Raw genomic sequence first — 12,921 nt, 5'->3', positions numbered from 1 at the left:
AAAAAGGCCGATCTGCTGAACAACTACAACACCTTCCTCGGCGATCCCGGTCGACTCCAGTGGGACCTCGATCGCCATCTCGCTGTGAGCCCGGCCGCCGTGCAGCGCTACGCGGTCGAGTACCTGCAGCGCGACCTGCGGGCCGTGCTCAGCGTCGTGCCGGCCGCCGAGCCGCTGGCGGCCGCGACGAGCGGGGAGCCGGCTGGGCTGCCGGCGCCCGGTCCGGCGATTCGCTTCAGCCCGCCGGCCATCCAGCGCGCCGCACTGGCGAACGGTCTGGAGCTCTACCTCGTCGAGAAGCGGGAGCTGCCTCTCGTGCAGGTGACCCTGAACATCCGCAGCGGCTGGGCGGCGGATCCCGCGGATCGCCCCGGCACGGCCGCGCTCACGGCGGAGTTGCTCGACGAGGGGACGGCCCGCCGCGACGCGCTGGCGATCTCCGAGGCGGCGCGCCGGCTCGGCGCCCGCCTGAGCACGGAGAGCGGCTTCGACGCCTCACGCGTCTCGCTCAACGTCCTGCGGCGCGAGCTGGGCCCGGGTCTGGCCTTGATGAGCGACCTCGTCCTCGGGGCCAGCTTCCCGCCGGAGGAGCTGGAGCGCCAGCGCCAGCGCCTGCTCGGCCAGGTCCAGCAGGAGAATGCGCAGCCCCGGCTGATCGCGATGAAGCTCATGCAGAAGCGGCTCTACGGGGAGGGCCATCCCTACGCCCAGCCGATGACCGGCACGGGTACGGCGGCGTCGATCCAGCGGCTGCGCCGCGAGGATCTGGTTGCCTTCCACGCCGCGCACTACCGGCCCAACAACGCCGCCGTGGTCGTCGTGGGGGACCTCACGCTGGCGGACGCGATCGCCGCGCTCGAGAAGGCCTTCCGCAAGTGGGAGGCGGCGCCCGTGCCGGCGGCGAGCATCCCGGCGCCTCGCCCCGCTGGGGGTCCCCGCGTCTGCCTCGTCGACCGGCCCGGCGCCCAGCAGAGCATGATCCTGCTCGGCCAGCTCGGGCCGCGCCGCGCGGACCCCGCCTACCTGCCCTTCGAGGTCATGAACGCCGCCCTCGGCGGCGGCTTCATCGCCCGCATCAACATGAACCTGCGCGAGGACAAGGGCTACACCTACGGCAGCTACAGCTTCGTGAACGGCCTCAAGGGCGCCGGCGCCTTCGCCTGCGCCGCGCCGGTCCACACGCAGTTCACCGGCGCCGCGCTCAAGGAGCTGCTGCGCGAGATCGGGGACATCCGCGGCCCGCGGCCGATCGGGGACGAGGAGTTCCGCGAGTGCCAGGGCCGACTCGTCCAGGGCTATCCGGCCCGTTTCGAGACTCTCGAGGGGATGGCCGGCCAGCTCTCGGAGCTCCTGGTCAACGAGCTGCCCCTCAGCCACTGGAGCGACTACATGGCGCGCGTCCAGGCCGTCGACCGCGAGACGGCCAATCGCAGCGCCCGGGAGCAGCTCGATCCCGATCGGATGCAGATCGTGATCGTCGGCGACCGCTCGGCGGTGCTGCCGCAGCTCGCCGAGCTCGGCCTGACCGACGTCCAGGAGCTGAAGGCCGAGGAGCTCTAGGCTCTCGCCGCTACGAGCGGAACCCAGCGACCCCTGCCCGCGCTGCGGGCAGGGGCCGTTCCCTTGGACCAGCGCGTAACCCTCGCCGGGCGGCCCCGTAGGGGCGCGGTCGGCCCGCCGTGGGCCGGCGCAGCCGGAGGTGAACGATGCGCGGACTCGTCCTCGGCGCCCTCAGCCTCGCTCTGCTGAGTGGCGGCGCCACCCTCGCCGGCGCGGAGACGGAACACTGGCTCCACGTCCGCGTCCTGGACGGGGAAGAGAAGGTCTCCGTGAACCTGCCCGTCGAACTGGTGGCAACGGTGATCGAAACGGCCGAGAGCGACAACTTCCATCGGGGCCGACTCATCGTCGAGGACCAGGAGTTCGACCGCGAGCTGGTCCGGGCCATCCTCCAGGCCGCCGTCGAATCGGGGGATGGCGAGTTCGTACGCGTCGAGGCGGCAGACGGGGCACAGATCAGCGTGCGCAAGCAGAAGGCGATGCTCCTCGTCGACATCGACGAGCGCGCCGAGGATACGCAGGTGCGCGTGTCGATCCCGATCGCCGTCGTGCGCGCGATGCTCGACGGAGAGGGCGAAGCGCTCAACATCAAGGCGGCCCTCGACGCGCTGGGCCAGCACGACGGGGCCCTCGTCACGATCGATGACGGCGACTCCACCGTCCGCGTCTGGGTGGATGCCAGCATGGAGGGCATCTAGCCCGAGGAGGCGACCATGTCACGCCGGACCTCTCTGCTCTGCCTGAGCGGCGGCATCGCCGCGATGATCCTCGTGGCGGGGCTGACGCTCGGCTGGCTCCTCAGTGCGGGGACGCTCAGCCTGGAGTTCGCGAGCGCTGGTGAGCCCCCGCTGCGCATCGCGGTGCCGGGGGCGCTGGTCCAGGCCGGGCTCTACTGCCTGCCGCAGGTGGCGGTCGCCCGCGCGGCACAGGCAAGCGGATGCCAGGGCGACACGGACTGGCGGCCTCTGGTCGGCGCGCTCTGTGCGGCCCTCGCCGAGTGCCCGGCCGGCGAGTTCGTGCGCGTCGAGTCGGCCGACGAGCGGGTGATCGTGAGCAAGAACCGCCGCCACCTGCTCGTGCGCGTGGAGTCGCCGGAGGAGTCCCTGCGCCTGCAGATTCCGCTGCGCAGCCTGCGCAGCTTCGGCCGCCAGCTCGCCGCGCGCTGAATCCCCCAACCCTTCGGCAGCCAAGGCCCCGCCTGCGCGGGGCCTCTTTCTTGCACGGCAGCGGCGGTTCGCCCGGGGGAAATTGCCTTGCCCGCCCGGAACGCTTGGGGTCTAATCCACCGCGCGTTGCCGGCCGGCTGAGGGGTCGGCCGGGAGTGAAGATGGATCGCATCGAGACCGACACCTACTTCATGTGGATGGCGCTCGACGAGGCGCAGGCCGCCTTCGGCAAGGAGGAGGTTCCCGTCGGCGCCGTCGTCGTGCACCAGGGCATCGTCATCGGTCGCGGCCACAACTCGGTCGAGACCCTGCAGGATCCGACGGCTCATGCCGAGCTGCTGGCGATCACGGCCGCTGCCGGCACCCTCAAAAGCTGGCGCTTGAACGAGTGCACCCTCTATGTTAGCTTGGAACCCTGCACGATGTGCATCGGGGCCATCCATCTGGCTCGCATCCAGCGAGTGGTCTTCGGGGCCAAGGATCCCAAGTTCGGCGCCTGCGGTTCCATCATCGACGTCCCGGCGGTGTCGAGCTGGAACCACACGGTCGAGGTGCAAGGCGGCATCCTCGACGACGAGGCCGGCAAGCTGATGCGCAGCTTCTTTCGGAAGCTCCGGGACTGAGTGCGGGGAGAGTTGCGAGAGCGGTCGAATCGGCACGACTGGAAATCGTGTGTACCGAAAGGTACCCTGGGTTCGAATCCCAGACTCTCCGCCGTCGGGAGAGGTGCCGGAGCGGTTGAACGGGACGGTCTCGAAAACCGTTGAGTCCTTTGGGCTCCCAGGGTTCGAATCCCTGCCTCTCCGCCGAGTCGGTGGCGGCACGTTTCTTGGGCCAGGTCCCACGCAATCCGAATTTTCCAACCCCGTCAGGATCGGAAGATAGCAGCGGTACGAAAGCCCTCGGATGTGCCGTGGAGCCGCCTGGCCCGTTTTGACCACCGCCGGTGAGCAGGAGGACGAGTCCGCGTGGACTACCGCGTGCTGGCGCTCAAGTATCGACCGACGCGCTTCGAGGAGGTCGTCGGCCAGGACGCGGTGACCAGCGTGCTCGCCGGCGCCATCGCCCAGGGCCGTCTCGGCCAGGCCTACCTCTTCTCGGGCCCGCGCGGCTGCGGCAAGACGACCACTGCCCGCATCCTGGCGATGGCGCTCAATTGCGAGCGGGGGCCGACGCCGACGCCCTGCGGCGAGTGCGCGGCCTGCCGCGCCGTCGTGGCGGGCAGCAGCCTGGCCGTCATCGAGATCGACGCCGCCAGCACGGGCGGCGTCGAGGACATCCGCAACATCCGGGAGGAAGCGGCGCTGGGCAGCATCGGTGGCCGCTACAAGATCTACATCCTCGATGAGGCGCACCAGATCACCGCGGCCGGCGCCAACGCGCTCCTGAAGACGCTCGAGGAGCCGCCGCCGGGAACGATCTTCGTGCTGGCCACCACCGAGCCGCAGAAGATACTGCCGACCATCCACTCCCGCTGCCAGCGCTTCGGCTTCCGCCTGCTCGCTCAGGCCGAGATCGCCGGCCGTCTCGCCGACATCTGCGCCCGCGAGGGCATCGCCGCGCCGGCGGAGACGCTCGCGGCCATCGCCCGGCGTGCCGACGGCAGCTTGCGGGACGGCCTGACCCTGCTCGATCAGGCCCTCGCCTCGGGGGGTGGCCAACTCGCGCTGGACGCCGTGACCGCCGTGCTCGGACTCACTCGCCACGATCACTTCTTCGCGCTGGATGCCGCCTGGCAGGCCCAGGACGCCGGCGCCGCCCTGCGCGCCCTCGACGCCGCCCTCGCCGGCGGCCTCAGTCCCCGCGAGTTCGCGCTCGGCCTGGCCGCCCACCTGCGCGACCTCCTGCTCCTGCGCGTGGACCCCGCGCTGCTCGCGGGTGAGATCGGCGAGGCGGACCGGCAGCGCTGCACCGCGCTCGCGCAGCATTGGCAAGTCGAGGACCTGCTCGCCCTGCTGCGCCTCGTCGGCGAGCGCGGCGACCAGATCCGTTACGCCAGCCAACCGCGGCTCCTGCTCGACACCCTCGTCGTCGAGATCGCCCGCTTCGAGCGCCGCGTGCTGCTGAGCGAACTGCTCAGCCGCCTCAAGGTCGGGCGGCCGGAGGGCGAGGCCGGCGGCGGCCGCGCAGCGGGTGGCGCCGGGCGCGAGACGGCGGGTGAGGGGGCCGGCCCGGAGCCGGACGGCCTGCGCGGCGGCGCCCCTGCGGCTGCGGCGCGACCCGCGCCCCGTGCCGGCGCGCGCCCCGTGCCGGCGCGAGCGCCGATCCTGAGCGAGGCTGCCGACCCGGCGCAGCTCTGGGGCGAGTTCGTCGGGGAGGTGAGCCGGAGCATGAAGTCCCTCGGCTCCTTCCTCGAGCAGGCGCGCCCGGGCGTACTCGGCGAGAAGCACTACAGCGTCGTCGTGCAGACCCCCTTTCAGCTGGCGATGCTCGATACCCCGGAGCATCTGCGCCTGATGGGCGAGACGCTGGGCAAGCTCACGGGGCGCTCGCGGCAGATCCGCCTCGAGCTGGCGGCCGCCGGGGCCCAGGCCCCCGAGCGCATCAGCGCCGGGCGGGCGGCGGAGGCGCGGCGCGAGCAGGCGCTGAGCGACCACGCCGGGGATCCCCTGATCCAGGACCTCCTCCAGCGCTTCGACGGCGAGCTGCTCGAGGACTGAGCGCGGCCCCCGCGGCCGCAGGCGAGGTGAGCGCATGAAGAACCTCAATCAGCTCATGAAGCAGGCGCAGCAGATGCAAACGCGCATGGCCGAGCTGCAGCGCGAGCTGGCCGAGACCCCCTTCACCGGCGAGGCCGGCGGCGTCGTCCAGGTGACCCTGAGCGGCGCCCAGGAGCTGCTCGCCGTCAAGATCGCACCGGCCGCCCTGACCGACGGCGACGCGGAGCTGCTCGAGGACCTGATCACCGCGGCCTTCCGCGCGGCCCAGGCGGAGGCGCGGCGGGCCAGCGAGGAGAAGCTGGGCGGGCTCACGGGCGGCCTGGGCCTGCCGGGGCTCTAGGCCAAGCATGGACACGGGCAGCCCCCTCCTGGATCGCCTGATCGGCCGCTTGACTCGCCTGCCCGGCATCGGCGAGCGCAGCGCGCAACGCATCGCCCTGCACCTGCTGCACGCGCCGGCCGCGGACAGCGAGGAGCTGGCCGGTCTGCTCAGCGAGACCCGCGCGCGCGTCGGCTTCTGCGGCCGCTGTGGCTACTACGCCGAGGGTCCGCTCTGCCGGATCTGCGCCGATCCGGGGCGGCGTGCGGGCGTGCTCTGCGTCGTCGAGCAGCCGGTGGAGGTGATGAGCCTCGAGCGGGCCGGCGTCTACCGCGGCCGCTACCACGTGCTGGGTGGCGTGATCAGTCCCCTGGACGGTGTGCACCCGGAGGACCTCAGCGTGGAAGCCCTCGTCGAGCGCATCGCGCGGGAGGAGATCCGCGAGCTGGTGCTCGCCCTCTCCGGCGGTGTCGAGGGCGAGACGACGGCGCTCTACCTCGTCGAGCGCCTGCGGGGGCTGCCCCTGCGCCTCACCCGTCTCGCCCGCGGCCTGCCGGTCGGCGTCAGCCTCGAGTACACGGACGAGGCCACGCTACAGCGCGCCTTCGAGGGGCGCGTGGAGCTCTCCTGATGCGCCGGGTCGTCCTCCTTGCGGGCAGTGTGCTGGGCACGGGTTTCTTCCCCGTCGCACCGGCCACCTTCACGACCGCGGTCCTCGCCGCCCTCCTCCTGCTCTGGGCGCCCGGTCCGCTGGCCCTGGCGCTGCTGTTGGCGGCGGCGCTGCTGGCCGCGGTGCCGGTCGCGACCCGCATGGAGCGCCTGCTCGGCCACGACCCCAAGCCCTGCACCATCGACGAGCTCGTGGGCTTCCTGATCGCCCTGCAGGGCACGGCGCTCGCCGCGCCCGGCGCCTGGCGCCTGGTCGGCGCGGCCTTCCTGCTCTTTCGCGGCTTCGACATCCTCAAGGTCTGGCCGGGCCGGCGGCTCGAGCGCTGGCCCGCGGGCTGGGGCATCGTCGCCGACGACGTCATGGCCGGCCTCTACAGTCTCCTCGTCCTGCGGTTGATCGCGCCGTGGCTGAGCTAGGTCTGGAGCTCGCCGCGCAGCTTGCGCGGCCCCTGCGCCTGCTCGCGGTGGGGGACGAGCTGCTTCGCGGCGAGGTGCTCGACACGAACAGCCACTGGCTGTCCGGCCGCCTCGCGGCGCTCGGCTGGGCGCCGGACTCGCTGGCGGTGCTCGGCGATCGCGCGGGGGCGCTGGCGGGGGCGGTGCGACAGTGGCTCGCCGAAGGCGGCACGCTCATCGCCAGTGGCGGGCTCGGCCCGACGCCGGACGACCGCAGCCGCGAGGAGGTGGCCGCCGGGCTCGGGGTCGCGCTCGCGGAACACGCCGCGGCCGCCGCGCAGATCCGCGCCCGCGAAGAGCACTTGCAGCGTCGCTTCTCGGCCTTCACGCACCGGCAGGCGCTATTGCCCATCGGGATGGCGCCGCTCGCCAACCCCGTCGGCACGGCCCCCGGCTTCTGGCGCGCGCACCCGAGCGAGCGGGGTTTCCTCGCCCTGCTGCCCGGCGTCCCCCACGAGTACCGCGGCATCCTCGAGACGCTGCTGCCGCCGCCCACCGCGGCAGCGGGGGAGAGCTGGCGCCTGACCGGCCTGGGCGAGGACCAGCTCAGCAGCCTGCTCGCCGATCTGCCGGGTGCGGCGGCGATCGGCTTCTATCCATCGCTCGAGGGCCTGCGCCTGCACTTGCCGGCGGCGGCCGGACCCGAGCCGGCGGCACTCGCCGCACGCCTGGGGTCGCACCTGGTTTCACGGACGAATGAGAGCCTGGAAGCCGTGCTGATCGCCCGCCTCGCCGCGGCGGGTCAGACCCTCGCCGTCGCCGAGAGCTGCACGGGCGGTCTGCTCGGCGAGCGGCTGACGAGGGTGCCCGGTGCCAGCGCGGTCTTCCTCGGCGGCGTGCTCAGCTACGCCGACCGCGTGAAGGTCGAGCTGCTCGGAGTGCCGAGCGCGCTGCTCGCGGCCGAGGGTGCCGTGAGCGAGGCCGTCGCCCGCGCAATGGCGGTGGGCGTGCGCGCGCGCCTGGCGAGCGACTGGGCGCTGGCAATCACGGGGATCGCCGGGCCTGGCGGCGAGCGCCCGGGCAAGCCGGTGGGCACCCTGCACTGCGCGCTGGCCGGGCCCGCAGGCACGCGGCACCGGCACCGCCGGGCCGGCTGGACGCGCGAGGAGAACCGGCGCTTCGCGGTCCAGCAGGCCCTGGACCTGCTCTGGGGCGCACTGCAGCCGGATGGCGATCCCGAATGAACGAAGGCGTTTTGCGGCTTTTCCTCGCCCTGCCCCTGAGCGAGGAGGCGCGGGCGGCGGCAGCCGCCGCGGCGGCCCCCCTGCGCGCCCGCGCGCCCCGCCTGAGGTGGGTGGAGCCGGCGCTCTACCATCTCACGTTGCGCTTTCTCGGCGACACGGAGCCGGCGCGTCTGCCCGCGATCGTCGCCGCCTTCGGGCCGGCTGTGGGGGCGAGCGCGCCCTTCGCCCTGCGCCTGGGCGCCCTCGACACGCTGCCACGCGGGCGGAACGCCCGCGTCCTCGCCCTCGCGCTGGCCGAGGGGGGCGCGCCGCTCGCCCGCCTGGCCGCTGCGCTGGAAGACGAGAGCCGCCGCCTCGGCTACGCGCCCGAGACGCGGCCATTCCGGCCCCACCTCACTCTGGCGCGCAGCCGCCAGGGCGAGACCCTGCCGCCCGGACTCGCGCTGCCCGGCGCGGCGCTCGCGGCCGCGGCGGCGCCGGCCTGGCGCGCCGAGACCGCGCTGCTGATGGAGAGCGAACTGAGTCCCCGCGGGCCGCGCTACCGGATCCGCGCCAGCTTCCCCCTCGGCGGCCGCGAGGCCGCCGGCCCAACGGGCGGCGCCGCCGCCCCCGACTGAGAGGAGACCCGATGCGCCCGCGCCACGCGCCCGCCCTGCTCGCCCTGCTGCTCGCCCTCGCCTGCTCGACCTCGCCGCTGGGGCGCAAGCAGCTCACGCTGGTCCCCGACACTCAGATGAATGCGATGGGGCTCTCCGCCTTCGAGCAGATGAAGACCGAAGTGCCCGTCGAGAAGGACCCGGCGATCAACGCCTACGTGCGCTGCGTGGCCGAGGCCGTGCTCGCCGTCACCGCCGACCAGACCGGCGTCTCCGACTGGGAGGTCGTCGTCTTCAAGGACGACACGGCCAACGCCTTCGCGCTGCCCGGCGGACGCATCGGCGTCCACACGGGCCTGCTGAAGGTGGCGAAGACGCCCGATCAGCTCGCGGCGGTGATCGGCCACGAGATCGCGCACGTGATTGCCCGTCACGGCAACGAGCGGGTCTCGCAGGGGATGGTCGCGGAGCTCGGCCTCGGCGTGATCGACGTCATGGTCGGCGATCCCCAGAGCAAGGAGCACCAGCAGATGATGGGCCTGCTCGGCCTGGGCACCCAGGTGGGCATCCTGCTGCCCTTCAGCCGGGGTCACGAGAGCGAGGCCGACCTGATGGGTCTGGACGCCCTGGCCCAGGCGGGCTTCGATCCGCGCGCGGCCGTGGAGCTGTGGCGCAACATGGACGCGGCCGGCAGCGGCCAGCCGCCGGAGTTCCTCTCCACCCACCCTTCGCACGCGACGCGTATCGGCGATCTCGAGGCGCGCCTGGCCAGCGCCCAGGCGCTCCAGGCGCAAGCCCGCGCCGCCGGGCGCAAGCCGAACTGCAAGGCGCCGGCCGGGCGCTGAAGCGCCGCCGGCCGACGCCGCCGCTGTCGCCCGCGCGGCCGGCCGGCAACGGCGGTTGTCGCCGCCGCGCCGCGCCGCCGCGCCGGGCCACCCTCATCCCTCGGCGCACCAGCCCTCGCCGCTGCCCACGGGCGGCGGCACTCCTCCTGCAGCGACCCCCGGGCCCGGCGGCCGCCGGGCGAAAGCCTGTTTGACGACCCCGGATGCCGGTGCTACCTTCGCGCCGGAAGATGGGCCGTCTGGTCGGGGGCGAGTTGCACCCCATAACGGAAGAGAAGAGCATGTCGCGCATCGAAGATCAGACCGGCAAGGACAAGGCCCTGGAACTGGCCTTCAGCCAGATCGAGAAGCAGTTCGGCAAGGGCGCCATCATGCGCCTGGGCGACGGCGCCGCGCTGCCCGAGATCGCGACGATCTCGACGGGCAGCCTGCTGCTGGACCACGCCCTGGGCATCGGGGGCGTGCCGCGCGGGCGCGTCACCGAGATCTACGGCCCGGAGGGCTCGGGCAAGACCACGCTCGCCCTCAGTGTCGTCGCCAACGCCCAGCGCAACGGCGGCACGGCGGCCTTCGTGGACGCCGAGCACGCCCTCGACCCCCTCTACGCGCGCAAGATCGGCGTCGACGTCGACAAGCTGCTCGTCAGCCAGCCGGACACCGGCGAGCAGGCCCTGGAGATCGTCGAGGTGCTCGTGCGCTCGGGCGCGCTGGACGTGGTGGTGGTGGACTCCGTTGCCGCCCTGGTGCCCGCCGCCGAGATCGAGGGCGAGATGGGCGACGCCCACATGGGCCTGCAGGCCCGCCTGATGAGCCAGGCGCTGCGCAAGCTGACGGCCATCGTCTCCAAGAGCAACACGAGCCTGATCTTCCTCAACCAGATCCGCATGAAGATCGGCGTCATGTTCGGCAACCCGGAGACCACCACCGGCGGCAACGCGCTGAAGTTCTACAGCTCGGTGCGCATGGACATCCGCCGCACCCAGGCGATCAAGAAGGGCGAGGACGTGATCGGCAGTTCGACCAAGATCAAGGTGGTCAAGAACAAGGTCGCCCCGCCCTTCAAGGTGGCCGAGACCGAGCTCTACTTCGGCGAGGGCTTCAGCTACGAGGGCGACATGATCGAGCTGGGCATCAAGGCGGACATCGTCCAGAAGAGCGGCACCTGGTTCAGCTACGGCGAGTTGCGCCTGGGCCAGGGCAAGGACAACGCGCGCCAGTTCCTCAAGGACAACCCGCCGCTGCGCGCCGAGCTGGACCTCAAGCTGCGCCGGCACTTCGGCATGCTGCCGCCCGCGCCCGAGCCGGCGCCGGGCCGCGAGAAGGCGCGCGGCGATGGCAAGACGGAGGCCGCCGAGGGCGGCAAGCCCGAGGCAAAGGGCGCGGCGAAGACCGAGGCCGGCGAGGCCAAGAAGGGCGAGCCGAGACTCGCCGTCGCCGGCCGAGGCGCGGGCAAGTCCTGATGCCGGGCGGGCCGGCCGCGGCCAGTCCGCTCGCGCGGGCGCTCGACTGGCTCGCCGCCCGGGATCGCAGCGAGCGCGAGATCCGCGAGCGCCTTGCCCGCTGGGGGCTCGCGGACGCCGAAGGCGCCGCCCTGCTGGCGACCCTGCGCGAGCGCGGTCTCGTCGACGACGGCCGGCTGGCCGAACGCATCTGCGACTGGCACGATCGCCACGACCCTCTCGGCCCGCTGCGCTTGCGCGAGCGCCTGGCGCGGCGGGGGATCGCGGCCGCGGACGGCGAGGCGGCGATCGCGGCGAGGGCGCCGGAGGCCGTGCAGCTGGCGCTGGCCGAGCGCCTGCTGGCGCGGCGCGGCGCGGCCCTGGCGGCGCTGCCGCCCGCGCAGGGCCGCCGGCGCCTGCACGACTTCCTCGCGCGCCGCGGCTTCAGCGCGGGAGTGCGCCGCGCCCTCTGCGCGCGCCGCTGGCCGGCGGGCGCGGGCGCCGACGGGGAAGCGGATGGCGACTGGCCTCTGGAGCAGGCGGCGAGCCTGGACGGCGGAGAAGCATGACGACGACGAGCCACAGCGAACTGCGCCGGGCCTTCCTGGAGTTCTTCCTCGCCCGCGACCACGTCCTCGTGCCCAGCGCGAGCCTCGTGCCCCGCGACGATCCCAGCCTGCTCTTCACCACCGCGGGGATGGTCCAGTTCAAGTCTCTCTACTCGACGACGGGCGAGCTGCCCTACCGCCGCGCGATCTCGATCCAGAAGTGCCTGCGCGCCGGGGGCAAGGACAGCGACCTCGAGAACGTCGGCCGCAGCCCGCGCCACCTCACCTTCTTCGAGATGCTCGGCCACTTCAGCTTCGGCGACTACTTCAAGGCGGAGGCGATTCGCTACGCCTGGGAGTTCTTCGGCCGCACGCTGGCCGTGGACATCGAGCGCCTCTGGGTCTCGGTCTTCGAGGAGGACGCGGAGGCCGCCGAGTGCTGGCGCAAGGTGGGCTTCCCCCAGGGGCGCATCGTGCGCCTGGGCGGCAAGGACAACTTCTGGGGTCCCGCGGGCACGACGGGCGCCTGCGGCCCGAGCAGCGAGATCTACTGGGATCTCGGCCCGCAGATGGCGGGCGGCGAGATCGGCGGCGGCCCCGGCCGCGACGACCGCTACATCGAGGTGTGGAACGCCGTCTTCCCGCAGTTCGACCAGCAGGAGGACGGCAGCCGGCCGCCCCTGCCCAACCGCGGCATCGACATGGGCGCCGGCCTGGAGCGCATGAGCCTGATGCTCCAGGGCAAGACGAACGTCTTCGAGACCGACCTCTTCCGTCCGCTGATGGACGGCGTGCGCGAACTCGCCGGCTACGACGGGCCGGAGACGGGCGAGGCGCTCGTCGCGCTGCGCCGCGTCGCCGACCACGCGCGCGCCCTCGCCTTCACGCTCGGCGAGGGCCTCGTCCCTTCGAACGTAGGGCGCGGCTACGTGCTGCGCCGCCTCCTGCGCCGGGCGATGATGGCCCTGCGCACGCTGGACGTGCACGAGCCGCTGCTCTACCGCGTGATCGGCCTCGTCGCCGAGCAACTCGGCGGCGCGCACCCCGAGCTGCGCGAGCGCGCCGAGCGCAGCGCGCTCGCCGTGAAGGCCGAGGAGGAGCGCTTCCTGCGCACCCTCGAGCAGGGCATGGGCCGCTACCGCGAGCTGGTCGAGGAGCTCAAGGCCACGGGCGGCGCTGCGCTGCCCGGGGAGGAGGTCTTCCGCCTCTACAGCACCTATGGCATCCCCTGGGAGATGACCCGCGAGATGGCCGCCGAGGAGGGGCTCGCCGTCGACGAGGCGGGCTATCGCGCGGCCTTGGCCGCCGACCGCGAGAAATCCCAGGCGGCGAGCGCCTTCAGCGGGCCCGATCCCGGCACCGAAGAGGGACGCTACCTCCCCCTGCTGCCGGCGCCGCCTCCCTCGCGCTTCTCGGGCTACGAGCGCCTGAGCGAGCGCACCCGGGCCGTGGAGTGGCGGCCGCTGGGGGGGGCGGGCC

At 73.1% G+C, this 12,921-nt stretch carries 15 protein-coding genes, 1 tRNA gene and 1 other RNA gene; 16 read left to right on the top strand and 1 reads right to left on the bottom strand.

The window, feature by feature from the left end; translation table 11 throughout:
• The 10 genes from FJ251_08175 to FJ251_08130 form a co-directional block, all read left to right on the top strand.
• The coding region (locus FJ251_08175) for an insulinase family protein (GenBank protein MBM4117707.1) at positions 1-1,560 on the top strand (1,560 nt) is incomplete at its 5' end.
• 146 nt (positions 1,561-1,706) lie between these two features.
• Positions 1,707-2,258 (top strand): hypothetical protein, encoded by a 552-nt coding sequence (locus FJ251_08170; GenBank protein ID MBM4117706.1) that lies wholly within the window; start codon positions 1,707-1,709, stop codon positions 2,256-2,258.
• A gap of 15 nt (positions 2,259-2,273) precedes the next feature.
• Positions 2,274-2,726 (top strand): hypothetical protein, encoded by a 453-nt coding sequence (locus FJ251_08165; protein ID MBM4117705.1) that lies wholly within the window; start codon positions 2,274-2,276, stop codon positions 2,724-2,726.
• 161 nt (positions 2,727-2,887) lie between these two features.
• Positions 2,888-3,349 carry a nucleoside deaminase gene (locus FJ251_08160; protein ID MBM4117704.1) on the top strand — a complete coding sequence of 154 codons (462 nt, stop codon included), beginning with the start codon at positions 2,888-2,890 and terminating at the stop codon, positions 3,347-3,349.
• Between the two features lie 97 nt (positions 3,350-3,446).
• Positions 3,447-3,535: transfer RNA gene (locus FJ251_08155), tRNA-Ser, on the top strand.
• A 23-nt stretch (positions 3,536-3,558) separates the two neighbouring features.
• An RNA gene (ffs, locus tag FJ251_08150) (signal recognition particle sRNA small type) lies at positions 3,559-3,658 on the top strand.
• Between the two features lie 36 nt (positions 3,659-3,694).
• Entirely contained in the window at positions 3,695-5,386 is a 1,692-nt protein-coding gene (dnaX, locus tag FJ251_08145) for a DNA polymerase III subunit gamma/tau (GenBank protein MBM4117703.1), read from the top strand.
• A gap of 34 nt (positions 5,387-5,420) precedes the next feature.
• On the top strand, positions 5,421-5,726 hold the full coding sequence (locus tag FJ251_08140; protein ID MBM4117702.1) for a YbaB/EbfC family nucleoid-associated protein: 306 nt from the start codon (positions 5,421-5,423) through the stop codon (positions 5,724-5,726).
• A gap of 7 nt (positions 5,727-5,733) precedes the next feature.
• On the top strand, positions 5,734-6,336 hold the full coding sequence (gene recR / locus FJ251_08135) for a recombination protein RecR (protein ID MBM4117701.1): 603 nt from the start codon (positions 5,734-5,736) through the stop codon (positions 6,334-6,336).
• Positions 6,336-6,791 (top strand): phosphatidylglycerophosphatase A, encoded by a 456-nt coding sequence (locus FJ251_08130; GenBank protein ID MBM4117700.1) that lies wholly within the window; start codon positions 6,336-6,338, stop codon positions 6,789-6,791. The genes recR and FJ251_08130 overlap by 1 nt, the downstream gene beginning before the upstream one ends.
• On the opposite strand, the gene FJ251_08125 is transcribed toward FJ251_08130, so the two are convergent.
• Positions 6,788-7,162: a hypothetical protein gene (locus tag FJ251_08125; GenBank protein ID MBM4117699.1), complete on the bottom strand. Its 375-nt coding sequence runs from the start codon at positions 7,160-7,162 to the stop codon at positions 6,788-6,790. The two genes, FJ251_08130 and FJ251_08125, sit on opposite strands and share 4 nt — an antisense overlap.
• Before the next feature lie 102 nt (positions 7,163-7,264).
• Between FJ251_08125 and FJ251_08120 the strand changes: the two genes are divergently transcribed.
• The 6 genes from FJ251_08120 to alaS form a co-directional block, all read left to right on the top strand.
• Positions 7,265-8,014: a CinA family protein gene (locus FJ251_08120; GenBank protein MBM4117698.1), complete on the top strand. Its 750-nt coding sequence runs from the start codon at positions 7,265-7,267 to the stop codon at positions 8,012-8,014.
• On the top strand, positions 8,011-8,631 hold the full coding sequence (thpR, locus tag FJ251_08115; GenBank protein MBM4117697.1) for an RNA 2',3'-cyclic phosphodiesterase: 621 nt from the start codon (positions 8,011-8,013) through the stop codon (positions 8,629-8,631). Before FJ251_08120 ends, thpR begins: the two co-directional genes overlap by 4 nt.
• Before the next feature lie 11 nt (positions 8,632-8,642).
• Positions 8,643-9,455, top strand: a complete 813-nt coding sequence (locus FJ251_08110) for a M48 family metallopeptidase (protein MBM4117696.1) — start codon at positions 8,643-8,645, stop codon at positions 9,453-9,455.
• A 281-nt stretch (positions 9,456-9,736) separates the two neighbouring features.
• Positions 9,737-10,915 (top strand): recombinase RecA, encoded by a 1,179-nt coding sequence (gene recA / locus FJ251_08105; GenBank protein ID MBM4117695.1) that lies wholly within the window; start codon positions 9,737-9,739, stop codon positions 10,913-10,915.
• The gene (locus FJ251_08100) at positions 10,915-11,463 is read left to right on the top strand and encodes a hypothetical protein (GenBank protein ID MBM4117694.1); all 549 of its coding nucleotides are present in this window, start codon (positions 10,915-10,917) and stop codon (positions 11,461-11,463) included. The genes recA and FJ251_08100 overlap by 1 nt, the downstream gene beginning before the upstream one ends.
• Positions 11,460-12,921, top strand: a 1,462-nt coding sequence (alaS, locus tag FJ251_08095; protein ID MBM4117693.1) for an alanine--tRNA ligase, incomplete at its 3' end; no start/stop codon positions are given. The genes FJ251_08100 and alaS, both read left to right, overlap by 4 nt.

This window comes from bacterium, from assembly GCA_016873475.1.
In the GTDB taxonomy this organism is placed as follows: domain Bacteria; phylum Krumholzibacteriota; class Krumholzibacteriia; order JACNKJ01; family JACNKJ01; genus VGXI01.
This window is presented reverse-complemented; position numbering and strand designations above follow the sequence as displayed.